20 protein-coding genes are annotated in these 21,602 nt (G+C 64.8%); 3 read left to right on the top strand and 17 right to left on the bottom strand.

Annotated elements, in window-relative coordinates; all coding sequences use genetic code 11:
- Positions 1-16: 16 nt before the first annotated feature.
- The gene (locus tag AC0L2P_RS19470) at positions 17-1,267 is read right to left on the bottom strand and encodes an NAD(P)/FAD-dependent oxidoreductase (RefSeq protein ID WP_473503088.1); all 1,251 of its coding nucleotides are present in this window, start codon (positions 1,265-1,267) and stop codon (positions 17-19) included.
- Between the two features lie 48 nt (positions 1,268-1,315).
- Complete coding sequence (locus tag AC0L2P_RS19465; protein ID WP_473503086.1) at positions 1,316-2,209, bottom strand: dihydrodipicolinate synthase family protein; 894 nt, start codon at positions 2,207-2,209, stop codon at positions 1,316-1,318.
- 166 nt (positions 2,210-2,375) lie between these two features.
- On the opposite strand from AC0L2P_RS19465, the gene AC0L2P_RS19460 reads away from it, so the two are divergent.
- Complete coding sequence (locus AC0L2P_RS19460) at positions 2,376-2,966, top strand: GntR family transcriptional regulator (protein WP_473503198.1); 591 nt, start codon at positions 2,376-2,378, stop codon at positions 2,964-2,966.
- 12 nt (positions 2,967-2,978) lie between these two features.
- On the opposite strand, the gene AC0L2P_RS19455 is transcribed toward AC0L2P_RS19460, so the two are convergent.
- Together AC0L2P_RS19455 and AC0L2P_RS19450 are read right to left on the bottom strand one after the other, a co-directional pair.
- On the bottom strand, positions 2,979-3,275 hold the full coding sequence (locus AC0L2P_RS19455; RefSeq protein ID WP_473503084.1) for a hypothetical protein: 297 nt from the start codon (positions 3,273-3,275) through the stop codon (positions 2,979-2,981).
- 399 nt (positions 3,276-3,674) lie between these two features.
- Positions 3,675-5,171, bottom strand: coding sequence for a CoA-acylating methylmalonate-semialdehyde dehydrogenase (locus AC0L2P_RS19450; protein ID WP_473503082.1), 1,497 nt, complete (start codon positions 5,169-5,171; stop codon positions 3,675-3,677).
- A gap of 375 nt (positions 5,172-5,546) precedes the next feature.
- Here AC0L2P_RS19450 and AC0L2P_RS19445 point away from each other — a divergent pair, with 375 nt between their 5' ends.
- Positions 5,547-6,428 carry a LysR family transcriptional regulator gene (locus AC0L2P_RS19445; RefSeq protein ID WP_473503080.1) on the top strand — a complete coding sequence of 294 codons (882 nt, stop codon included), beginning with the start codon at positions 5,547-5,549 and terminating at the stop codon, positions 6,426-6,428.
- A 38-nt stretch (positions 6,429-6,466) separates the two neighbouring features.
- Here AC0L2P_RS19445 and AC0L2P_RS19440 read toward each other — a convergent pair whose 3' ends face one another.
- From AC0L2P_RS19440 to rsfS, 8 genes are all read right to left on the bottom strand, one after another.
- Positions 6,467-7,795: a D-amino acid dehydrogenase gene (locus tag AC0L2P_RS19440; protein WP_473503196.1), complete on the bottom strand. Its 1,329-nt coding sequence runs from the start codon at positions 7,793-7,795 to the stop codon at positions 6,467-6,469.
- A gap of 63 nt (positions 7,796-7,858) precedes the next feature.
- Positions 7,859-9,010 carry an alanine racemase gene (gene alr, locus AC0L2P_RS19435; protein ID WP_473503078.1) on the bottom strand — a complete coding sequence of 384 codons (1,152 nt, stop codon included), beginning with the start codon at positions 9,008-9,010 and terminating at the stop codon, positions 7,859-7,861.
- A gap of 29 nt (positions 9,011-9,039) precedes the next feature.
- A complete protein-coding gene (locus AC0L2P_RS19430) occupies positions 9,040-9,561 on the bottom strand; it encodes an RNA pyrophosphohydrolase (protein ID WP_473503076.1) in 522 nt (173 codons plus the stop codon).
- A gap of 1 nt (position 9,562) precedes the next feature.
- Positions 9,563-10,759, bottom strand: coding sequence for a divergent polysaccharide deacetylase family protein (locus AC0L2P_RS19425; RefSeq protein WP_473503074.1), 1,197 nt, complete (start codon positions 10,757-10,759; stop codon positions 9,563-9,565).
- A gap of 201 nt (positions 10,760-10,960) precedes the next feature.
- Positions 10,961-12,286, bottom strand: coding sequence for a S41 family peptidase (locus tag AC0L2P_RS19420; protein WP_473503072.1), 1,326 nt, complete (start codon positions 12,284-12,286; stop codon positions 10,961-10,963).
- On the bottom strand, positions 12,287-13,630 hold the full coding sequence (locus tag AC0L2P_RS19415) for a murein hydrolase activator EnvC family protein (protein ID WP_473503070.1): 1,344 nt from the start codon (positions 13,628-13,630) through the stop codon (positions 12,287-12,289). It abuts the gene before it with no gap.
- A gap of 151 nt (positions 13,631-13,781) precedes the next feature.
- Positions 13,782-14,264, bottom strand: a complete 483-nt coding sequence (rlmH, locus tag AC0L2P_RS19410; protein ID WP_473503068.1) for a 23S rRNA (pseudouridine(1915)-N(3))-methyltransferase RlmH — start codon at positions 14,262-14,264, stop codon at positions 13,782-13,784.
- A gap of 61 nt (positions 14,265-14,325) precedes the next feature.
- Complete coding sequence (gene rsfS, locus AC0L2P_RS19405; RefSeq protein WP_023678068.1) at positions 14,326-14,703, bottom strand: ribosome silencing factor; 378 nt, start codon at positions 14,701-14,703, stop codon at positions 14,326-14,328.
- A 237-nt stretch (positions 14,704-14,940) separates the two neighbouring features.
- Between rsfS and AC0L2P_RS19400 the strand changes: the two genes are divergently transcribed.
- The gene (locus AC0L2P_RS19400) at positions 14,941-15,795 is read left to right on the top strand and encodes a mechanosensitive ion channel family protein (RefSeq protein WP_473503066.1); all 855 of its coding nucleotides are present in this window, start codon (positions 14,941-14,943) and stop codon (positions 15,793-15,795) included.
- Between the two features lie 26 nt (positions 15,796-15,821).
- On the opposite strand, the gene AC0L2P_RS19395 is transcribed toward AC0L2P_RS19400, so the two are convergent.
- The 5 genes from AC0L2P_RS19395 to obgE form a co-directional block, all read right to left on the bottom strand.
- Positions 15,822-17,111, bottom strand: a complete 1,290-nt coding sequence (locus AC0L2P_RS19395; RefSeq protein ID WP_473503064.1) for an MFS transporter — start codon at positions 17,109-17,111, stop codon at positions 15,822-15,824.
- Between the two features lie 74 nt (positions 17,112-17,185).
- Positions 17,186-17,773, bottom strand: a complete 588-nt coding sequence (locus AC0L2P_RS19390; RefSeq protein ID WP_352687105.1) for a nicotinate-nucleotide adenylyltransferase — start codon at positions 17,771-17,773, stop codon at positions 17,186-17,188.
- A gap of 266 nt (positions 17,774-18,039) precedes the next feature.
- Positions 18,040-19,326, bottom strand: coding sequence for a glutamate-5-semialdehyde dehydrogenase (locus tag AC0L2P_RS19385; RefSeq protein WP_473503062.1), 1,287 nt, complete (start codon positions 19,324-19,326; stop codon positions 18,040-18,042).
- 13 nt (positions 19,327-19,339) lie between these two features.
- Positions 19,340-20,494: a glutamate 5-kinase gene (gene proB / locus AC0L2P_RS19380; protein ID WP_473503060.1), complete on the bottom strand. Its 1,155-nt coding sequence runs from the start codon at positions 20,492-20,494 to the stop codon at positions 19,340-19,342.
- 2 nt (positions 20,495-20,496) lie between these two features.
- Positions 20,497-21,528 carry a GTPase ObgE gene (obgE, locus tag AC0L2P_RS19375; protein WP_473503059.1) on the bottom strand — a complete coding sequence of 344 codons (1,032 nt, stop codon included), beginning with the start codon at positions 21,526-21,528 and terminating at the stop codon, positions 20,497-20,499.
- Positions 21,529-21,602 lie beyond the last annotated feature (74 nt).

Raw genomic sequence — 21,602 nt, 5'->3', positions numbered from 1 at the left:
CTGAATGTCTTCGAACTCAAAACCGTTGCGGGCTGAACGGGCCGAGATCGAGCGATGGACTCTGCCCGAGAACGAGTTCGCGGATCAGGCGCCCGGTCGCCGCGGCTTGGGTCAGGCCGAGGTGACCATGGCCGAAACCGTACACCACCGACGGCGTTTGTTGCGAACGTCCGATCACCGGCAGCGAATCCGGAAGCGACGGCCGGAACCCCATCCATTCGCGGCCATTGGCCGGACCCAGTCCCGGCAGGAATTTCTGCGCCTTTTCGAGCAGCGCTTTCGAGCGCGCATAATTGGGCGGCCTCTCGAGGCCGCCGAGCTCGACCGCGCCGCCGACGCGCAGGCCCGTCTCGAGCGGCGTGATGACGAAGCCATGCCCGGAAAAGATCAATTGCCGCCTTACGTCGAAGGCAGTCTTCGGCAGCGTCGTGTTGTAGCCACGCTCGGTCTCCAGCGGGATTCCGTCGCCGAGATGTCTCGCCAGCAGATGCGACCAGGCCCCGGCAGCGATGACGACGTGCTTCGCCCGTCGCCTCGTGCCGTCGGCCGTGGTCAGGATCGCGCCGTCCTGTCCCGCCTCGACACGCTCGATCCGGGCCTTTTCGAACCCCGCGCCCAACCTCTCGGCATAGGCCCACAAGCCCTTTCCAAGCAGCTTGGGATCGGCAACGGTTTTCCACCCCGGCACGAACGTCCCCTTGACGAAGCGCGGCGACAGACCTGGCTGCAAGGCAGCGAGAGCGTTGCCCTCGACATGGCTGAAGCCGATGCCGAAGCGCTGCCTTGCCGCCCAGCCGGGTAGCGAGGCCTTGAACTCGGCCTCGCTGTCATAGAGTTCGAGCGAGCCGTCCTCGTGCAGCATCGGCCGTGTCCCGGAACGGTCGAGCAAACCCATCCATTCCGCCTCGGCCAGCTTCATCATCCCGGCCTGCGCGGCAAGGCCGGCTTCATAGCGGTCGCTTCGGCCGGCGCGCCAGAAGCGGACCAGCCAGGGCAGCAGCTTCGGGAGATAAGCGGGCGGAATGCTGAGCGGGCCGAGCGGGTCGGCGAGCCATTTCGGCAACTGCCTGATCATGCCCTTGTGAGCCAGCGGCAGCACATCGGAGAAGGCAAAGGCAGCGGCATTGCCGGAACTGGTTTCCTCGCAGATCCCCGCCCGATCGAAGATCGTAACGTTTCGGCCCGCCTCGGCCAGAAAGGCGGCGGCACAGATGCCGATGATGCCGCCACCAATGATGGCGACATCGAGCGTAGCATTGTCATTCATTGCCATGCGCCGCGCTGCACATCTGAAAATACCCTCGAAGGGACTGGATCAGAATGCCGGCAGCTCTGACCGCACCGCCAGCGCATCCCTGACGATCTTTTCGACTGCCTTGCGCCGCTCGCCCGACAATGGCTGGCGCGGCATGCGCACGCGGTCGTTGGTGTTGATCGCCAACACTTCGGCCAGCTTGATGTTCTGCACCAGGTAGGTCGAGACGTCGAGGTCGAGCAACGGCCGGAACCAGCGGTAGATCTTCAACGCCTCCTCGCGGCGGCCCTGTCTCATCAGCTGATAGATCGCGACGGTCTCGCGCGGGAACGCGGTGACCAGGCCCGCCACCCAGCCGATGGCGCCGACCGACAGCGCCTCGAAGGCGAGATTGTCGACGCCGGTGAACAGGTCGTAGCGGTCGCCGAGGCGATTGATGATCTCGGTCGAGCGGCGGATGTCGTCGGAGGACTCTTTTATGGCGACGAAGCGCTTGTCTTTCGCCAACTCCTCCATCTGGTCGACGGTGACGTCGACGCGGTACGCAAGCCTGTTGGAGTAGATCATCACCGGCAGGTCGCCGGCCGCGGCGACAGCGCTGAGTGCCGCGACCGTCTCCTCGGCATTGGTATGGTAGATCGGGCTCGGCACCACCATCAAACCGTTGGCGCCTTCCTTGGCGGCGCGGCGCGCGATCGCCGCCGCCTCGCGTGTACCGGCCTCGTTGACCGTCAACAGCACCGGTTTCTTGCCGGCGATGTTCTGCGCGGTCTTCAGCACCCCGATCTTCTCGTCATGCGACAGCATCGGGCCTTCGCCGAGCGATCCGCAGACGATGATGCCGTCACAGCCGGCCTCCATCTGCAGCGCAAAGCAGCGCTCCATCTCGGCATGGTCGAGGCCGTCGTCCTCGGTGAATTTGGTCGTAACGGCGGGGAAGACTCCAGCCCACATGTCGATCGCTCCATCTGATATATCAGTCGTATATTTCTTAAGAAGCCGGCTGTCAACATTGAATCCGCTATGATATATCAACGATATATCAGGAGGCGCCGCATTGGTATATGACAGCCCGGGCTCCGAGCCGGCAACTGCGAAGGCCTACCGCAGGCTCGAGCACATGATCGTAACTCTCGAACTGGCGCCGGCGAGCTTCATCACCGAAGGGGCGCTAATCGACAGGCTCGGCTTGGGTCGCACCCCGGTTCGCGAAGCAATCCAACGGCTGGCCTGGGAGGGGCTGCTCGAGGTCCGGCCGCGCGCCGGCATCGCCATCGCGCCGCTTCACCCCGGCGACTGGCTGCGTGTCCTCGACGCCCGCCGTGGCGTCGAGGTGGTGCTTGCCCGCTCGGCCGCCCGCTTCGTCACGCGCGAGGCCGCCGACCTGTTCCATGACTCTGCCCTTGCCATGCAAAAGGCGGTGATTTCGGAAAACGTGTTTTATTTCATCCAGGCCGACAAGGCGCTCGACGAGGCGCTGGCGCTGGCTGCCGACAACCCGTTCGCCGCGCGCCTGGCGGCACCCCTGCAAACCCACAGCCGCCGCTTCTGGTTCCGCTACAAGGCCGATACCGGATTGGCCGAATCCGCCGAGCATCACGTCGCGCTGATCCGTTCGATCCTCGCGGGCGACGAAGAGGCCGCGGCAAAGGACGCCAAGCGGCTGATGGCGCTGCTGCGCGGCCATGCCGAGGCCGCTGCTACGCGCTAGCGTGGAACCTCATCAGGTGCCTGGCAGCGCCGCCGTCGTCATCGCGCTCTCCCAGCCTTCGCCGACCGAAATCACGCAGCTTTGACCTTTTGTGTCGCTGGCGAGGATGGTCCATGTGCCCTTGTCGGAAACGAAGACTTCAAGCACCACATTCGGATTGACGACGCCGACCGCGCTCGGGTTTTCATGAAACTTCTCACCGAGCGCCTTGACCATATCGGCGCGTGCCGCACATTGCTCGGCAGCCATTGCCGGAACGGCGGAAACCGCCATCGCAGCGCAAGCTATGGTCGCCATGAGACGTGTCATCTGAGACCTCCTTTGCGCCGGACGACGTCCCCCGGAGCCGTCACCAGCGCCGTTGGTTGATCTGCCAGCGTCTCCTTCGCGGCAGGACTGCAACCTAAGAGGATTGCTGCCTTCTTGGTTCCATCACATTAGTGTTCATGCCGATGAAAGACCGCGATAAAAAGGCCCGGGTCGAGCCCAGGCCTTTTTTGCTTTCCGTGATCTGGATCAGTTCACCGTCGGGATGACGAACTAGGCGCCCTCGTTCACGGGTCGGCGCCCGCAGCCGAAGGCGAGGACGCGCGGACAGAAAACCGTCCGGCTAGTTCATCGTCGGGATGACGAACTCGGCGCCGTCCTTCACGCCGGCCCGCGCGCCCGCAACCGAAGGCGAGGACGAGCAGGCAGAAAACCGTCCGGCTAGTTCATCGTCGGGATGACGAACTCGGCACCATCCTTCACGCCGGACGGCCAGCGCGACGTCACTGTCTTGGTCTGGGTGTAGAAGCGGAACGCGTCCGGCCCGTGCTGGTTGAGGTCGCCGAAGGAGGACGCCTTCCAGCCGCCAAAGGTGTAGTAGGCGATCGGCACCGGGATCGGCACGTTGATGCCGACCATGCCGACCTGGACCCGCGAGGCGAAGTCGCGCGCCGCGTCGCCGTCGCGGGTGAAGATGGCGACGCCATTGCCCATCTCGTGCTCGTTGGCGAGCTTGATGGCGTTCTCGTAGGTCGGTGCGCGCACCACCGACAGCACCGGCCCGAAGATCTCTTCCTTGTAGATGCGCATGTCGGCGGTCACATTGTCGAACAGGCAGCCGCCCATATAGTAGCCGTTCTCGTAGCCCTGCATGGAAAAGCCGCGGCCGTCGACGACCAGCTTGGCGCCTTCCTTGACGCCGGTGTCGACATAGGACTTGACCCGCTCCAGCGCCTGCGCGGTGACCAGCGGGCCGAAATCGGCGGACGAATCCGTCGATGGACCGACCTTCAGGCTCTCGACGCGTGGCACCAGTCTTTCCATCAGCCGGTTGGCGGTGTCGTTGCCGACCGGGACGGCCACCGAGATCGCCATGCAGCGCTCGCCGGCCGAGCCGTAACCGGCGCCGATCAGCGCGTCGACGGTCTGGTCCATATCGGCATCGGGCATGATGATCATATGGTTCTTGGCGCCGCCGAAGCACTGCACGCGCTTGCCGGCCGCGCAGCCGCGCGAGTAGATGTACTGGGCGATCGGTGTCGAGCCGACGAAACCGATGGCCTTGATGTCGGGATCGTCGAGGATGGCGTCGACCACTTCCTTGTCGCCGTTGACGACATTGAGGATGCCCGACGGCAGGCCTGCCTCGATGAACAGTTCGGCAATCCGCATCGGCACGCCCGGGTCGCGTTCGGACGGCTTGAGGATGAAGGCATTGCCGCAGGCGATGGCCGGCGCGATCTTCCACAGCGGGATCATTGCCGGAAAATTAAACGGCGTGATGCCGGCGACGACCCCGAGCGGCTGGCGCATCGAATAGACGTCGATGCCGGGGCCGGCGCCATCGGTGAATTCGCCCTTCATCATATGCGGCGCACCGATGCAGACCTCGACCACTTCGAGGCCACGCTGGATGTCGCCCTTGGCGTCGGCGATGGTCTTGCCGTGTTCGCGCGCCAATATCTCGGCCAGCGCATCATACTCCTTGGCGGCCAGCTCGAGGAACCGCATCAAGACGCGCACGCGCCGCTGCGGGTTGGTCGCCGCCCAGCCGGGCTGTGCCGCCTTGGCGTTTTCGACCGCCGCGCGCAGTTCCGCCTGCGAAGCCAGCGCCACCGTGCCGCGCACCGTGCCGTCCATCGGTTGCATGACGTCCTGCTTGCGGCCGCTGGTTCCGGCGACGCGCTTGCCGCCGATGAAATGACCGTATTCGATCATGATTTCTCTCCCTGGTTCGTGATTAGGCATTGTCCGCCTTTGCGGGAGCGATGGCAACGCGAGCGAAAACGCAACCGTTGTGCAGAAAATAGAGTGCGATGGATGTCTGTGCATCAAATCGCCCAAATGGTAGGGAGTGTACTCCTGTCGCTTGGATTACTGAGTTGAGTTTCTTCACACCCCCCTCTGTCCTGCCGGACATCTCCCCCGCAAGGGGGGAGATTGGCGGCTTCGGCCTTACCGCCCGTTTTGCGACGTTGAAGATTTGGCGAAAGCCGACCCGACTTCCGATCTCCCCCCTTGCGGGGGAGATGGCCGGCAGGCCAGAGGGGGGTGGGCGGGAACGCGGCGCGCCCTATCGAAACGGCCACCCCTATGAACTGGGATGACACCCGCATCTTTCTCGCAGTCGCGCGGGCCGGCCAGATCCTCGGCGCCGCCAGACGGCTGGAGCTCAATCACGCGACTGTCTCGCGCCGCATTGCCGCCCTTGAGGATGCGCTCAGCACAAAACTGTTTCGCCGGCTTACCACCGGCAGCGAGCTGACGCCGGCGGGCGAACGTTTCCTTGAGATCGCCGAACGCATGGAGGGCGACATGATCGCCGCGCGCTCGACCGTTTCCGGCGAAGGCAACGACGTCTCGGGCACCGTGCGCATCGGCGCACCGGACGGTTTTGGCGTCGCCTTCCTGGCCAGGCGCCTCGGCGCGCTGACTGCTCTGCACCGTGAACTCACCATCCAGCTGGTGCCGGTGCCGCGCTCCTTCTCTTTGTCCCGGCGCGAGGCCGACATTGCCATCACCGTCGAGCGGCCGACGGAAGGCCGCCTGGTGGCGGGAAAGCTTGTCGACTACACGCTCGGCCTGTTCGCGTCGCGCACCTATGCCGACACGCATGGCCTGCCCGAAACCGCCGCAGAGCTGGGCGGGCATACGCTGATCGGCTACGTGCCGGACTTGATTGTCAGTCCCTCGCTAGACTATGCGGCCGAATTCAGCGCCGACTGGCGCACCAGCTTTGCCATTTCCTCGGCGCTGGGCCAGGCCGAAGCGGTGCGTTCCGGCGCCGGCATCGGCATCCTGCACACCTTCGTTGCCCGCTCGATGCCGGAGTTGGTGCCTCTCGATATCGTCGCACCCATACGCCGCGCCTACTGGCTGGTCTATCATGAATCTGTCAGGCCGCTGCGCCGCGTGCAGGTCGTCTCGAGCTTCATCACCAAGGCCGTCGAACGGGACAGGGGTTTGTTCGCGTGAAGCCTATCGGCCGCTGGCTGTCTTTAGCTGCTGGCGTCTCACTTGGCGTATCGTCCCGGCCCGAGATCGCCAACGTCGATGTCTGGCACCCGGCTGGAGATGATGTCGGCTAGAACCTTGGCCGAGCCGCAGGCCATGGTCCAGCCGAGCGTACCGTGGCCGGTATTGAGATAGAGATTGGAGAAATCGGTGCGGCCGATCAGCGGCGGCCCGTCCGGCGTCATCGGCCGCAGCCCGCACCAGAAGGTCGCCGACCGCATGTCGCCGCTGCCCGGAAACAGGTCGCCGACCGAATGTTCGAGCGTGCGGCGCCGCGATTCGTGCAGCCGCAGGTCGAAGCCGGAAATCTCCGCCGTGCCGCCGACCCGGATACGGTTGCCGAGCCGGGTGATCGCTACCTTGTAGCTCTCGTCCATCACCGTCGAGACCGGTGCGGCCGCGGCGTCCTTGATCGGCAGGGTGATCGAATAGCCCTTGACCGGGTAGACCCGGATGGGCCGCTTCAGCATGCGCATGAACCGCGCCGAATAGCTGCCCATCGCCATCACATAGGCATCAGCGACCATCCAGCCCTTGCTGGTGCTGATATTGGTGATGCGATCGCGCTTCTTGACGACGCGCCGTATCTCCGTGTCGTATTCGAAGGTGACGCCGCGTGCCGCGCAAAGCTCGGCAAGCCTGTCGGTGAACATCTTGCAATCGCCGGTTTCGTCGCCGGGCAACCGCAGGCCACCGACGAATTTTTCGCGCACGCCGGCCAGCCCAGGCTCGGCCGCAATGCAGCCGTCGGGGTCGAGGACCTCGTAGGGGACGCCATAGGTCTTCAGCACCTCGACATCGCCGCCGACGCCGTCGAGCTGCTTTTGCGTTCGGAAAAGCTGCAGCGTGCCCTTGGTGCGCCCGTCGTAGGCGATGCCGGTCGCCTCGCGCAGCGCCTTCAGCGTGTCGCGGCTGTACTCGGCCAGCGGCACCATGCGCGCCTTGTTCAGCGCGTACCGTTCAGCCGTGCAATTGCGCAGCATCTTGACCAGCCATATCCACATATGCGGATCGAGCGCCGGTCGCACCACCAGCGGACCGTGCTTCATCAAAAGCCATTTGATGGCCTTCAGCGGAACGCCGGGCCCGGCCCAGGGCGAGGCATAGCCGGGCGAGATCTCGCCGGCATTGGCAAAGCTGGTTTCCAGCGCTGGGCCTTTCTGGCGATCGATCACGGTCACCTGATGGCCGGCCTCGGCAAGAAAATAGGCGGTGGTGACCCCGATCACGCCGCCGCCCAGCACGAAGATATTCATCGTTTGGTTCTCCGCAGCGGCATCTCGTCGGGATTCGAGACCGGGATCATCGCCGTCTTCTGTCTGCCGGATTCTGTGGCGTCAGCCAAGTGCCGATGCTGAGGGAGACATGCGTGAGGACAACAAGCTTGCGTCCTAGGCATTCACATAGCGCCGGTGGAAACGGTGGCCGAGGCTGGTCAAGACCTCATAGCCGATGGTCCCGGCCTGGCCGGCTACCTGGTCCACCGTCTGCGACGACGGCCCGATGAGTTCGACGAGGTCGCCGGCCTTCAGCCTGCCGGGCGGCAATGCGGAAATGTCGAGGATGATCGAATCCATCGACACCCGGCCGATGAAGGGCAGCCGCACATTTTCGAACCAGGCAGCGGAAGCGGCGCGACGATGCCAGCCATCGCCGTAGCCGAGAGAAATCGTCGCCGCGGCAAGCAGAGCCTTGGTGTGGAAAGTGTGACCGTAGCCGACACCGGCGCCAGCCTCCAGCATTCGCGTCTGGATGACCTTGGCCTGCAAGCGCACCACCGGCAGCATCGGATTTTCCGTCGCCGGCGTTGGATTGATGCCATAGAGAGCGGCACCTGGACGGACGAGGTCATAGTGATAGCGCTGTCCGAGAAAAATGCCCGATGAATTGGCAAGCGAAGCCGGCGCTTCCGGCAGCATCCGCCGCAGCCGTTCGAATTCCAGCCGCTGCCGCTCGTTGGCCGGGTGCTCGGGTTCGTCGGCGCAAGCGAGATGGCTCATCACGAACGTCAGTTCGACGCCGTCGAAGGCCTGAGGATCCCGCGCCACGGCTTTCACCTCGGACGGCGTCATGCCGAGCCGCGACATGCCGCTGTCGACCTGGACGGCGGCCGGCAACTTTCGGCCCACCCGCCCGGCCATCTCGCGCCATGCCGCGAGTTGGCTGGCGCTGTTGAGTACGGGGCAAAGCCCTGCCGCAACCGCTTCCCCTTCCGCACCCGGCGGAATGCCGTTCAGCACATAAATGGCCGGGTCTGAGCCGAGCGCCTTGCGCAGCAAGATGCCGCCGGCCAAATGCGCAACAAAGAAAGTATTACAGCCCTCAGCCATCAGCGCCAGCGCCACCGGCGCAGCGCCAATCCCGTAACCGTCGGCCTTGACCACACCAGCGCAGCCGACGCCGCCCAGCCGCGCCTTCAGCCGCCTGTAATTCTCACGGATGTCGCCGAGATCGACGGTCAGGATCGCCCCCGCCGCCGCTTCGCTGATCGGCTCGCTCGGAGTGACAGTCTGCGGAAGAGACTTGCTGGAGATGTCGTTCATGCCGACCTGTTTTAGCGGAAGGCCGGCGGCTACGCCACCAGGTGCCGGAACGCTGCCACCACGTCTTCGTAGACCTTGCGCTTGAACGGCACGATCAGGCCCGGCAATTCCAGCATCGGCCGCCACGCCCACCGGTCGAACTCGGCCTTGTGGCCTCCGGGCGGCGGATTGATCTCGATCTCGCTTTCGTCACCATGGAAGCGGAAGGCAAACCATTTCTGCGTCTGACCGCGATATCGTCCCTTGAAGGCGACGCCGACCAGATGGGCCGGCAGATCGTATTTAATCCAGTGCGGCGCCTCGGCCAGCAGCGACACCGAACGCATGCCGGTCTCTTCGTAGAGTTCGCGCTCGGCCGCGAGCAGCGGCTCCTCGCCATCGTCGATGCCGCCCTGCGGCATCTGCCAAAGCCGCGTGGTTCCAGCGAACTCGCTGTCCGGTTCCGCAATGCGACGGCCAACCCAGACCAGGCCGGCCCCATTGAGGACCATCACCCCTACGCAGGGCCGGTAGGGCAGAATTTCGGGGTCAACGAGCTTGTTCTTTGCCATGTCAGCCTTTTTCCGGATCTATGGCCACCGCCGAAACCGGCACGATCTCGATGCCGCGCTTCTTGGCCTCGGTTACCCAGGACGACACGGTATCCACCGTCAGATCGAAGGCCGAGCCGATGCCGACGGCAAAGCCTTTCGCTCGCGCCGTCGATTCCAGCCCATCCAGTTTCTTCAATATGGCGCCGCGGTCCTGCACTGCGTCGATCGCCGTGTCGCCGCCGACGAACGGTACGCCGTCCTTGAGCGCCAGTTCGGGTGCCAGGCTGCGCGCCGAGGAACCGTCATCGACATAGGCAAGGCCACGCTTGCCAAGCTCGGCCATCAATGGCCCCATCGCCGTCGCGTCAGCTGAAAAGCGGGCGCCCATATAGTTCATGACGCCGGTATAATTGGTCGTTCGCGACAGCGCCCAGCGTAAATTCTTCAAATTCTCGTCCGGCGTTGCAGCCACGGTCAGCGTGTTGCGGCCGGGATTGACGTTCGGATAATCGAACGGCTCGAGCGGCACCTGGATGATGACCTCATGACCGCTCTGCCGCGCCACCTGCATCCAGCGGCCGATGCTGTTGCCTTGCGGCGCGAAGGCCAGCGTCACCTCCCCCGGCAGCTTGGCGATGGCTTCCTGCGTGCCGGTCTGCGACACGGCAAGCCCGCCGATAACGAGCGCCACGCGTGCGCCGCGAGCCCCGGACCACGGCCGCGCATAGGCATCGAACGGGCGCCGCCCGTCGGCGGCGCGGATCGGCAGCGGACCGGTCTCGCTGGCCTCGATGAGCGCCTTGTCGGGAATGTGCGCGATCCTGAGGTTCTGGCCGATCGTCGAAGGGTCGCGGATGACGATGGCCGCCTTGGATGGACCGTCGCCCTCTTCGGTCTGGACATGGATGATCTGCGGACCGCCCGCCTTTTCACCGGTCTTCTGTTCGCTTGCGTTGCTTGGTGCTTCCATTTCGGGCGTCGCCTTGGCGGGTGCCGCGGCGGTATCCGCCGCCGCCGGCGTCTTCGGCGTCGAAACGGCGGCTTCTTGCAGCTTGCGGAATGGCTTGTCGCGCAAAGCGATCGCGCTGGAGACGCCGACCACGGACAGCACGACAAGCGCAGCAGCGATCGCACGGGCGCTGATCCCGCTGTCTGCGCGCGGCGGCCGAATCGCCTGTCCGAGAGGTCGTTCTATGTCCTTGCCGATATCAGCCAAGCCCGCACCCCCGGCGTGCATCCCCGAAGTAAACCTTTTCCGGAGGCGCAAAGTCCAAACTGTCGGCGCGTCCCCTTGCTTCACTGGACGCGCAGCATGCCGGCCGCAGCCCCGAATCAAACTGCCGGAGCCTTACGGCCCCGGCAGCATCGCATCGCTTGGCTCAGGCGGCCAGACCCGTTTGGCCCGGCTTGCCCGCCCTTACTGGTTCAACACGGCCTTTTGCGGATTCGGCGGGAACGCCGGATCGGTCTTCTGGCCGCGCAGCAGCTGCTCGGCATAGATGAGCTGCAAATCGTCCTTCGGCTCAGGCGGCACATAGGCTGCCGAGCCCGAACCGGTCGTGCCTTCTTCGGCGCCCTTGATATGGCCCTTGAGGTCCGATTCGCCGCGCGTCAGGTCCCTGCCCTGCAGTTCCGCCGGCAGCGGCTGGTCGACCTTGATGTCGGGCGTGATGCCCTTGCCCTGGATCGACTTGCCGGATGGCGTGTAATAAAGCGCCGTCGTCAGCCGCAGCGCCCCATTCTCGCCGAGCGGGATGATGGTCTGCACCGAACCCTTGCCGAAGGACTGCGTGCCGACCACCGTGGCGCGGCGCAGATCCTGCAGCGCGCCGGCAACGATTTCCGATGCGCTGGCCGAGCCGCCATTGACGAGCACGATCAGCGGCTTGCCGCCGATGTCGTCGCCGGCCCGCGCGTCGAAGCGGGTGACGTCCTTCGGATCGCGGCCGCGCGTCGAGACGATCTCGCCACGGTCGAGGAAGGCATCCGACACGCTCACCGCCTGGTCGAGCAAACCGCCCGGATTGAGGCGCAGGTCGAGCACATAGCCCTTGAGCTTGTCGTTCGGCACCTGCTTCTTGATGGTGTCGATGGCATTCTCGAGATCGTCGTAGGTCTTTTCGGTAAAGGAGGTGATCTTCATGTAGCCGATGTCGTTTTCGACCCGGAACTTGACCGCCTTGACCTTGATGATGTCGCGCACGACCGTTAGTTCGATCGGCTTGTCGGCGCCCTGGCGCAGGATGGTGAGCTTGATCGGCGTGTTGACCAGCCCGCGCATCTTCTCGACGGCGTCGTTGAGCGTCAGGCCGCGGACCTCCTCGCCGTCGATCTTGGCGATATAGTCGCCGGCGAGCACGCCTGCCTTGGCGGCCGGCGTATCGTCGATCGGCGTGATTACCTTGACCAGGTCGTTCTCCATGGTGACCTCGATGCCGAGGCCGCCGAACTCGCCCTTGGTTTGCACGCGCATGTCCTGCGCTTCTTCGGCGTTCATGTAGGAGGAGTGCGGGTCGAGCGAAGACAGCATGCCGTTGATGGCATTTTCAACCAGCGACTTGTCGTCGGGCGGCGTCACATAATTCGCCCGCACCCGTTCGAAGATATCACCGAAGATCGCCAGTTGCTTATAGGTCTCGGAGCCCGCAGCCTTCGCTGTCGAGCCGGGCGCGCCATAGACCAGGCTCATCGCCGATGCACCCATCAGCGCGCCGGCAAACAGAAGCGACAGTTTCCGCATCATTCACGTCCTTCCAGAAAAACGGTCCGCCCACCATGGGGCCGGATCGACGGGTTTTCCATCCTTGCGGAACTCGACATAGAGCTCCGGCGTGGCATTTCCATTCTTCGATGCCGAGGTGCTCGCCACCCGGGCCTCTCCCATCGCGCCGACCGGCTCTCCTGCGAGCACCGACTGGCCAGACGCGACGCTGATTCTGCTCATCCCCGCCAGGACGACATGATAGCCGTCACCCGCATTCAGGATCAAGAGTTGACCGTAAGAGCGGAAAGGCCCCGCATAAAGCACATTTCCATCCGCCGGCGCTGTGACGATGGCTCCCGATTGTGTCGCAACCATGTCACCGAGCATCACCGCGCCGTTACCGTCGTTGGCGCCGAAGCGCCGCTTGATCCTGCCGGTGACCGGCAGCGCGATCTGCCCTTGAAGCGCGGAAAACGGCGCGGCAGCGGTGAGCCTGTTGCTCTCCGGCACCGGCAGCGAGGCCAATTCCGTCGGCGCCGGCGCCGATGGCGAGCTCTTGTCGGCGTCCGCCGTCTTTTGCTCGGCTGCCTTGGCCGCATCCGCCGCCTTGCGAGCTCTGTCGGCCTCGAGCGAGGCGATCAGTTCTTTCAGGCTGCCGGCCCTGGCCGCCAGCGTCGCGGACCGCTGCTTTTCGGCGGTCAGCGCGGTTTGCGTATCGGCGGCGAGCTTCTGCTTGGCTTCGAGCAGCATGCCGAGCCGCTTTTTCTCCGCCGCCTGCTCGCCGACCGCTGCCGTCAGCCGCGCCCGCTCGGCCTCGATCGAGGCAGTCACCCGCGACTGCTCCTTGAGGTCGGCCAGTAACATCTCGGTCTGCTGGCGCAGTTCCGGCACCACGGCACCGAGCAGGATGGCGCTGCGCACCGACGACAATGCGTCCTCCGGCTTGACCAGGATCGCCGGCGGCGGGTTGAGCCCCATGCGCTGCAGCGCGCCGAGCACTTCGGCCAGAACGTCGCGTCTGGCGGCCAGTGAGGCGCGGAGCTTCTGCTCCTGCGCCTTCAGCCCCTGGAGCTTGCCGCCAATGTCCTCGATGTCCTGGCCGAGCTTCTGCTCGGTCATCGCCGACTGGATTAGCGCCGCGGTGATCGAGGCGTGGTCCTTCTTGACCGCCGCAATATCGGCGGCAAGCTTGGCCAGCCGCTCGGACGACAGCGTGATCTCTTTCGACACCTTTTCGTATTCGGCGCGGCTCTGGTCCGGGTCGGGCGCTAGGTCGAGCGTGTTCTCGGCCCGCGCGATGCCGAGCGAGAGCGCGATCGCCATCACGGCGATGCCGTAGCGCACGCGCCAGGAGCTCGTTGGTGATTTCCAGTCTTCAGACATTGAAGCCTAACTCTATGCGCGGCTTCGTTAACGAACCATCAACCATGTTCGAGCCCCAACCGCCATCCGCAAACCCCATGAGCCCAAACTGTCGATGAGCATTGGGGCAAAAATCCGGGCGGCTGGCGTCAATTCGCCGACCGAGCCGACTTCATGAACGATGGTAGGGGTGGCCGGAAAGGATCGTGGCCGCCCTGTAAAGCTGCTCGCCCAGCATCACGCGGACCAGCTGATGCGGCCAGGTCAGCGCGCCCAGCGACACCGTCAGCTCAGCCAGGTCGCGCAGCGACTGGTCATGGCCGTCGGCGCCGCCAATGGCGATCACCAGCGCCTTGCGCCCGCCATCGCGCAGCGAGCCTATGCGGCCGGCGAAATCCTCCGAGGAAAGGTTCTTGCCGCGCTCATCCAGCAGCATCAGCGCCGTGCCCGGCTGCAGGTGTGTCTGCAGCTTCTGGCCTTCCTCCCGCCTCCGCTCATTGGCCGTCTGCGCGCGGCCTTCGGCAATCTCGACGATCCCGGCGAATTCGAGGCCTACGGCAGGACCGCTCTTGGCGAAACGCTCGAAATAGCGGTCGGCCAACTGCTTCTCGGGGCCGGCTTTCATTCGGCCCACGGCATGAACGGTAATCTTCATCCCTGCCTCGAAGAGCCGCTGATGCATGTCGGACAACGACATGCATCGAGACGAATACGGCTCAGTGGAGGGTCTCCTCCTCGAGATCCGGCGCTTGCCACATCTTTTCGAGATTGTAGAAGTCGCGGACCTCAGGACGGAAGACATGGACGATGATGTCGCCCGAATCGATCAGGACCCAGTCGGCGCCAGCCAGCCCCTCGACGCGCGCCGTGCCGAGCCCGGCATCCTTGAGCGCCTTGAGGAGATGATCGGCGACAGCCGAGACATGACGGTGCGATCGGCCCGATGCGACGACCATGTAGTCGCCGAGGCTCGATTTTCCCTGAATGTCGATTGAGACGATGTTTTCGGCCTTGGAGTCTTCCAGACTGGCAAGGACTGTCTTGATGGCGCGGGACACGGCGTCGTTTACGCTGATCCCGGCCGGCGAAGGCACGATGTCGGCCTTCTTCCGCAGTGCTGTTCTCAGTGTATTTCCTTTCGCAGCAAGAACAACCAAATCACCTCTGAATCAGGTGACACTGCTTAGATAGGCAGAGTTAGGTTGCAGTTTCAAGACACCGCTCGCAAGCAGGTACCCGGCGGCGGCCGAATATGCGGCTTTTCGGGCTAGAAATCGGAACCGCCCCGCCCCGCAGCGGTTATCGGCTCATCCACGAACCGGAATCCCGACATGCCGATCGATCCCCAGAGCGCCCTCCTCACCGTGCAATCGGGCCTTGCGCAGCTCAGCACGCTGATCGTCTCCTACTCGCTTTCGGCGGTCGGCGCCGTGATCCTGCTGGTCATCGGCTACATCGTCGCCGGCCTCGCAGAGCGTTCGATCTATGCCGGCCTCGGCCACGTTCACGGTTTCGACGAAACACTCCGCCATTTCTTCTCGCAGGTCGTCCGCTACGCCATCCTGGGGCTTGTCGTGATCATGGTTCTCGGCCAGTTCGGCGTGCAGACGGCCTCGATCATTGCCGCTATCGGTGCCGCCGGCCTGGCCATCGGCCTGGCGCTGCAAGGCACGCTGCAGAACATTGCCGCCGGCATCATGCTCCTGGCGCTGCGGCCGTTCCGCATCGGCGAATATGTCGAAGTCGGCGCCATTTCCGGCACCGTCGAGGAGATCGGCCTGTTCGCCACAACGCTGAGGACGGTCGAAGGCGTCTATGTGCTTGCACCCAACTCGACCCTGTGGAACCAGCCAGTCCGCAATTTCACCCGCAACGGCGTGCGCCGCGGCGACATCACGCTCAGCATCGGCTCGTGGAACGACATCGATTTCGCGCAAAAGACCATGCTTGGCGTTGCCGCCGACCGGCGCGTCCGGCGGCAGCCGGCGCCGATTGCCTTTGTCGCGACCGTCGGCGACAGCACCGTCGCCATCACATTGCGCTACTGGACGGCGGCTGCCGATTTCTTCGCTGTCCAGATCGACCTCACCAAGAGTGTCAAGCAGGCGTTCGATGCCGAGGGCCTTTCGGTCCCTGCGCCGCCGCCGCAAGCGCCGCAGCCGGATGCCTCAGCCACGCGGCAATAGAGCATTTGAAACCAGCTGGAGGGCGTTCAAAGTTCTTCGCGCCCGCGCTGACCTTCGGGCGCGAAGGCGAGATCGACAGGCAACGGCGCCTGCGCGGTCATCGGCGCGAAACTGCCGGTCTCGGTGGCGGGCACCGGCCGCACCACGACGACGCGCCATAGAACGAACAGGCAGTAGGCGGCGGCGATGACGATCGCCACATAGATGAAGGCCTGCGTGCCGTAAACGGCGGAAAGTCCGGTCACAACGCCCGGCACGACGAAGCCGGACAGCGACCAGGCAAACAAGAGCGAGCTCGAGAGCGCCACCATATCGTCCTTGCCGGCGCGGTCGCCGGCATGGGCGCTGGCCAGAGAGTAGATCGATTCCGAGGCGCCGTCCCAAGCCACATAGATGACGAGCAGCGCCGCCAGCGCGCCACCGTCGAAACCCAGCGCAAACAGGCCGGCCGCGGCGGCAAGCGCCGAAGCCGCGATCAGCACAAAGCGCCGGTCGGTGCGATCGGAAATCCAGCCGAGCGGGATCTGCAGGATCAGCGTGCCGACCGGCATTGCCGAAAGCAGCAAGGCGACGTCGGCCTGGCTGTAGCCTCTGGCGGTAGCATGGATTGGCGCAAAACCCGAAATGGTCATCGACAGGCCGCCGACGGCAAACATGCCGGCAACGCCGACCGGCGAGATCCGCCAGGCGCGGCCGAGCGCCACGGACGCCGCTTGCGGCGCCGGCGGCTGCGCGAGCCGCGTCAGTCCGACGGGAAGGATCGACAGCGCGGTGAAGGCAATGCCGATCAGCGGCGCGTCAGCGGCGCGGATATCGATCAACGCCAGTGTCGAATAGCCGACGCCGAGCCCGGCGACATAGGCGACGTAGAAGATAGCCATGACCCGGCCGCGGATGACGTTGGCGACGACATCGTTCAGCCAGCTCTGCGCGACGATGAACAGGCCGCATATGGCAAAGCCGTAGAGCGCCCGTGCAGCGATCCATGGCAATGGGTGCGGCCCGGCGCCGACCGCGGCGTTGGACAGCACGATCAGAGCCGACAGCACCATGAACACGCGGGCGTGGCCGACACGCCGCACCAGCGGCCCGGTCAGGATACAGCCCGCGAGGCCGCCAGCCGAAAGGCCGGTGACGATCAGCCCCGCCCATGTCGGATCAAAGCCCTCGGCGCCGAGCCGGACTGGGATATAGGCAAACATCAGCCCATTGCCGACGGCGATCAGCGCCATGGACAAGAGGATGCTGGCAATGGCGATCGCCGGCGCCGGCTGCCCTAGACCGTTCTTGTCCTGGTCGCGCTCGAGAATCGACATGACCGAGGATCGCCCATCAAGCTGGCCAAGGCAGCGGCAAAAGCGACATCGGCGGTCTTGCCTTCCGCGCCGGCTCAGCCCCTTGCCACCTTGCGGATGGCGCTCGACGACAGCGACGAACGCGGTCCGTGGATGAAGGTCCAAGCCGGCGCGTCCATGCGGGCAAGCCGCGGTGCGTCGCCCTCGTCGACGCGGGCATAGTCGAACGTCTTGGCGACCACCGACGACAGGAACGACAGCGTCGCGCCTGGCCGGTCGACCACCGCGATCGGGAACGTCATGACGATGCGGCGCCAGCGCTGCCACCGGTGGAAGTCGCGAAGCGAGTCGGCCCCCATGATCCAGACGAAATCGACGCCCGGGTTACGCGCCTTGACCAGCGCCAGCGTGTCGGCGGTGAAACGGACGCGGTGGGCCGCTTCGAAGGCGGTGACCTTGATCTTCGGGTTCTTCGCGATCTTTTCGGATAGCTGCAACCGCTCGGCCAGCGGCGCCAAGTCTCCGGCATTCTTGAGCGGATTGCCGGGCGTCACCATCCACCACAGCTGGTCGAGCGCAAGGCGTCTGAGCGCGATCTCGGCAACCAGCGCATGGCCGGCGTGCGGCGGGTTGAACGAACCGCCGAACAGCCCGACCGCCACGCCTTTCCCGGCATGCGGCATCTGGAGGTAGCGGGAGGGGACGGGTTGTTCGGAAGGGGATAGCATCGTGCTAAACACCTCCCTCTGTCCTGCCCTCTTTGCGAAAACTTGGCATCTCCCCCGCAAGAGGGGAGATTGGACGTCGCATCGATGTTCGCCAATCTCCGGCGTCGCAGTGAAGGCGCCAGCGACGAAGCCGCCGATCTCCGCCCTTGCGGGAGAGATGTCCGGCAGGACAGAGGGAGGTGGCTGGGCGCACGCCTCTCAGGCTCTGATTGCGAACAGTTTCAAGGCCTCACCTGTCCCGACCCGCGCACGCGGTATTTGAACGAGGTCAGCTGCTCCACGCCGACCGGCCCGCGTGCATGCATCTTGCCGGTGGCGATGCCGATCTCGGCCCCCATGCCGAATTCACCGCCATCGGCAAACTGGGTCGAAGCATTGTGCAGAAGGATCGCCGAATCGATCTCGGTGAAGAACCGTTCGACGGCCTTTGCATCCTCGGCGACGATCGCCTCGGTGTGATGCGATGAAAAACTCTCGATATGCTCGATCGCACCGGCAATGCCGTCGACCAGCTTCACCGCAATGATGGCGTCGAGATATTCGGTCACCCAGTCTGCATCGGTCGCGGGCTGGGCATCGGCATAAAGCCTCAGCACCTCGGCATCGGCATGGATCTCGCAACCTGCCGCCCGCAAGCCTTCGAGGATCGGCACCAGATGGGTGGCGGCGACGGCACGGTCGACCAGCAGCGTCTCGGCAGCACCACACACTCCGGTGCGCCGCATCTTGGCATTGACCGCGATTTTGACCGCCATGTCGAGATCAGCCGATCGATCGATATAGAGATGGCAGATACCCTCGAGATGGGCGAACACCGGCACCCGTGCCTCGTTCTGCACACGCTCGACCAGGCTGCGGCCGCCGCGCGGAATGATGACCTCGAGATTGCCGGAAAGCCCTTTCAGCATTTCGCCGACGGCGGCGCGATCGGTGGTCGGCACCAATTGTATCGCATCCTCCGGCAGCCCGGCTGCCTTCAGCCCCTCGACCAGGCAGGCATGGATCGCGGCGGAAGAATTCGCCGAATCCGAACCGCCGCGCAGGATCACCGGATTGCCCGCCTTGAGGCAGAGCGCGCCGGCATCGGCGGTCACGTTAGGCCGGCTCTCATAGATGACGCCGACGACGCCGAGCGGCGTGCGCACCCGTTCGATATGCAAGCCGTTCGGCCGCTCCCATGCGGCAATGACATCGCCGACCGGATCGCGCAACTCGGCGATCTCGCTGATCCCCTCTGCCATGGCGCGGATGCGGGCGGGATCGAGCTTCAGCCGATCCATCGACGCTGCCGACAGGCCAGCCTCCTTGCCATTTCTGATGTCGATTGCATTGGCGTCGAGGATACCCTGCTCATGCCCAAGGATCGCCTGAGCCATGCCGATCAGCGCCGCGTGCTTGCGCTCGGGCGCAGCGATGGCCAGCGGTCGGGCCGCGGCACGCGCGCGGCGGCCGATATCGGCCATCAGGGCGACGGTACCGTCCCGGGATTTTTCATGCAGCGCCAGCATGGCTCATCCTCCGCTATGTAACCTGGTCACGGACTACTTGCTCGCCGCCGGCATGGCTCACCACAAGGTCGTCGCGGTGGATCATCGCCGAGCGCGCCTCGTAGCCGAGCACGGTTTCGATCTCGGTCGTCTTCAGGCCAGCGATCCTTACGGCATCGGCGGCATCATAGGCAACCAGCCCGCGCGCTATCTCGCGGCCCTCCGGCGACAGGATCGCCACTGTGTCGCCACGCGCAAAATTGCCGCTGACCAGTTTGACGCCGGCCGGCAGTAGCGACTTGCCGGAGAGCAGCGCGCCGATGGCGCCGGCATCGACGGTCAGCCGTCCTGCAGGTTCGAGCTGCCCGGCGATCCAGGTCTTGTAGCCTTTGACCGGATTGGCGCTCGGCCGGAAGAACGTAGCGCGCTCGCCGCGCTCGATTGCAAGCAGCGGCGACAGCCGCGTGCCCGATGTGATGATCATCGCGGTGCCGGCGGCGGTGGCGATCTTGCCGGCGTCGAGCTTGGTGCGCATGCCGCCGCGCGACAATTCCGAAGCGGCGGCGCCCGCCATTGCCTCGATGTCGGAGGTGATGCGGTCGACGACCGGAATGAACCGGGCTTGCGGGTCACGCGCGGGCGGTGCCGTGTAGAGCCCGTCAATGTCGGAAAGAAGCACCAAAAGGTCGGCGCCCATCATGGTGGCGACACGCGCCGCCAGCCGGTCGTTGTCGCCATAGCGGATTTCCGATGTCGCCACCGTGTCGTTCTCGTTGATGACCGGCACCGCCTTCATCTTGAGCAGCGTCGAGATCGTCGCGCGCGCATTGAGATAGCGGCGGCGCTCTTCGGTGTCGCCGAGCGTCAGCAGGATCTGGCCCGATTTCAAGCCATTCTTGCCGAGCGCATCCGACCAGGCGCCGGCCAAGGCGATCTGCCCGACGGCAGCAGCGGCCTGGCTCTCCTCGAGCTTCAGCGCTCGCTTGCCAAGGCCGAGGATGGTGCGGCCGAGTGCAATCGCCCCGGAAGACACGACGAGAATTTCGGTGCCGCCATTGGCCAGCACGGCGATGTCGTCAGCAAGCGAGGCCAGCCAGTCGCGCTTCAGGCCCGTCGTGCGGTCGACAAGCAGCGCCGAGCCGATCTTGACGGCAATGCGCGGATAATTTTTCAGCGATTGCGCGGCCATGGCTATGTGTTCCAACGCGTCTCGACCGGCGCAGCGACAGCCTCGCGCGCATCGGCCACCACAGATATCAGCGCGCGCAACACCGCTTCGACGCCTTCGCCGGTGACGGCCGAAAGCAGCATCGGCGCGCGGCCGGCGGCGCGTTTCAGCGAGGCGGCCTTCTTCTTGCGTGCGTCGGCATCGAGTATGTCGACCTGTGAAAGCGCGACGATTTCGACCTTGTCGGTCAGCCCGTTGCCGTAGGCTTCGAGCTCGGCGCGCACGGTCTTGTAGGCCTTGGCCGGATTTTCTTCCTGCGCCGAGACAAGATGCAGAAGGACACGCGTGCGCTCGACGTGGCCAAGGAAACGGTCGCCGATCCCTACACCTTCGTGCGCGCCTTCGATCAGGCCCGGAATATCGGCGATGACGAATTCGCGCCCGTCGATGCGGGCCACGCCAAGGCCAGGATGCAGCGTGGTGAAGGGATAGTCGGCGATCTTTGGCTTGGCCGCGGTTACCGCCGCCAGAAAGGTCGACTTGCCGGCATTGGGCAGCCCCACCAGGCCGGCATCGGCGATCAGCTTCAGCCTGAGCCAGATATTAAGCTCTTCGCCCGGCAGTCCGGGATTGGCGCGGCGCGGTGCCTGGTTGGTCGAGGTCTTGAAATGCTGGTTGCCGAAACCGCCATTGCCACCCTTGGCCAAAAGAAAGCGCTGGCCGACGACCGTCAGATCGCAGATCAGTGTCTCATTGTCCTCGGCAAAGACCTGTGTTCCGGCCGGTACTTTCAGCGTCACGTCGGCACCCTTGGCGCCCGTCATGTTGCGGCCCATGCCGTGCGTCCCGGTCTTGGCCTTGAAATGCTGCTGGTAGCGATAGTCGATCAGCGTGTTCAGCCCATCGACCGCCTCGACCCAGACATCGCCGCCGCGGCCGCCATCGCCGCCGTCAGGGCCGCCGAACTCGATGAACTTTTCGCGCCGAAACGACACCGAACCGGCGCCGCCGTCGCCGGAGCGGATGTAGACCTTGGCTTGATCGAGAAATTTCATCGGATTGTATGGTTTCTGCTATTGGCTTTGCGGGATTGCTCTAAACCAAGGCGGGTCGAAGGGCGAGGGCCGTG

The sequence above is a fragment of the Mesorhizobium sp. WSM4836 genome, from assembly GCF_055811815.1.
Note: the sequence above shows the minus strand (reverse complement) of the source record. Positions and strands in the feature narration are given on the sequence as shown.

Coding starts and splice junctions, on each gene's coding strand:
- AC0L2P_RS19455 (WP_473503084.1), bottom strand. CDS start 3,275: ATGACACGTCTCATGGCGACCATAGCTTGCGCTGCGATGGCGGTTTCC.
- AC0L2P_RS19450 (WP_473503082.1), bottom strand. CDS start 5,171: ATGATCGAATACGGTCATTTCATCGGCGGCAAGCGCGTCGCCGGAACC.
- alr (WP_473503078.1), bottom strand. CDS start 9,010: ATGAACGACATCTCCAGCAAGTCTCTTCCGCAGACTGTCACTCCGAGC.
- AC0L2P_RS19415 (WP_473503070.1), bottom strand. CDS start 13,630: ATGTCTGAAGACTGGAAATCACCAACGAGCTCCTGGCGCGTGCGCTAC.
- rlmH (WP_473503068.1), bottom strand. CDS start 14,264: ATGAAGATTACCGTTCATGCCGTGGGCCGAATGAAAGCCGGCCCCGAG.
- proB (WP_473503060.1), bottom strand. CDS start 20,494: ATGGCCGCGCAATCGCTGAAAAATTATCCGCGCATTGCCGTCAAGATC.
- AC0L2P_RS19460 (WP_473503198.1), top strand. CDS start 2,376: ATGATCGTAACTCTCGAACTGGCGCCGGCGAGCTTCATCACCGAAGGG.
- AC0L2P_RS19470 (WP_473503088.1), bottom strand. CDS start 1,267: ATGAATGACAATGCTACGCTCGATGTCGCCATCATTGGTGGCGGCATC.
- AC0L2P_RS19465 (WP_473503086.1), bottom strand. CDS start 2,209: ATGTGGGCTGGAGTCTTCCCCGCCGTTACGACCAAATTCACCGAGGAC.
- AC0L2P_RS19420 (WP_473503072.1), bottom strand. CDS start 12,286: ATGATGCGGAAACTGTCGCTTCTGTTTGCCGGCGCGCTGATGGGTGCA.
- AC0L2P_RS19400 (WP_473503066.1), top strand. CDS start 14,941: ATGCCGATCGATCCCCAGAGCGCCCTCCTCACCGTGCAATCGGGCCTT.
- AC0L2P_RS19445 (WP_473503080.1), top strand. CDS start 5,547: ATGAACTGGGATGACACCCGCATCTTTCTCGCAGTCGCGCGGGCCGGC.
- AC0L2P_RS19390 (WP_352687105.1), bottom strand. CDS start 17,773: ATGCCGCATGCCGGGAAAGGCGTGGCGGTCGGGCTGTTCGGCGGTTCG.
- AC0L2P_RS19385 (WP_473503062.1), bottom strand. CDS start 19,326: ATGCTGGCGCTGCATGAAAAATCCCGGGACGGTACCGTCGCCCTGATG.
- obgE (WP_473503059.1), bottom strand. CDS start 21,528: ATGAAATTTCTCGATCAAGCCAAGGTCTACATCCGCTCCGGCGACGGC.
- AC0L2P_RS19430 (WP_473503076.1), bottom strand. CDS start 9,561: ATGGCAAAGAACAAGCTCGTTGACCCCGAAATTCTGCCCTACCGGCCC.
- AC0L2P_RS19395 (WP_473503064.1), bottom strand. CDS start 17,111: ATGTCGATTCTCGAGCGCGACCAGGACAAGAACGGTCTAGGGCAGCCG.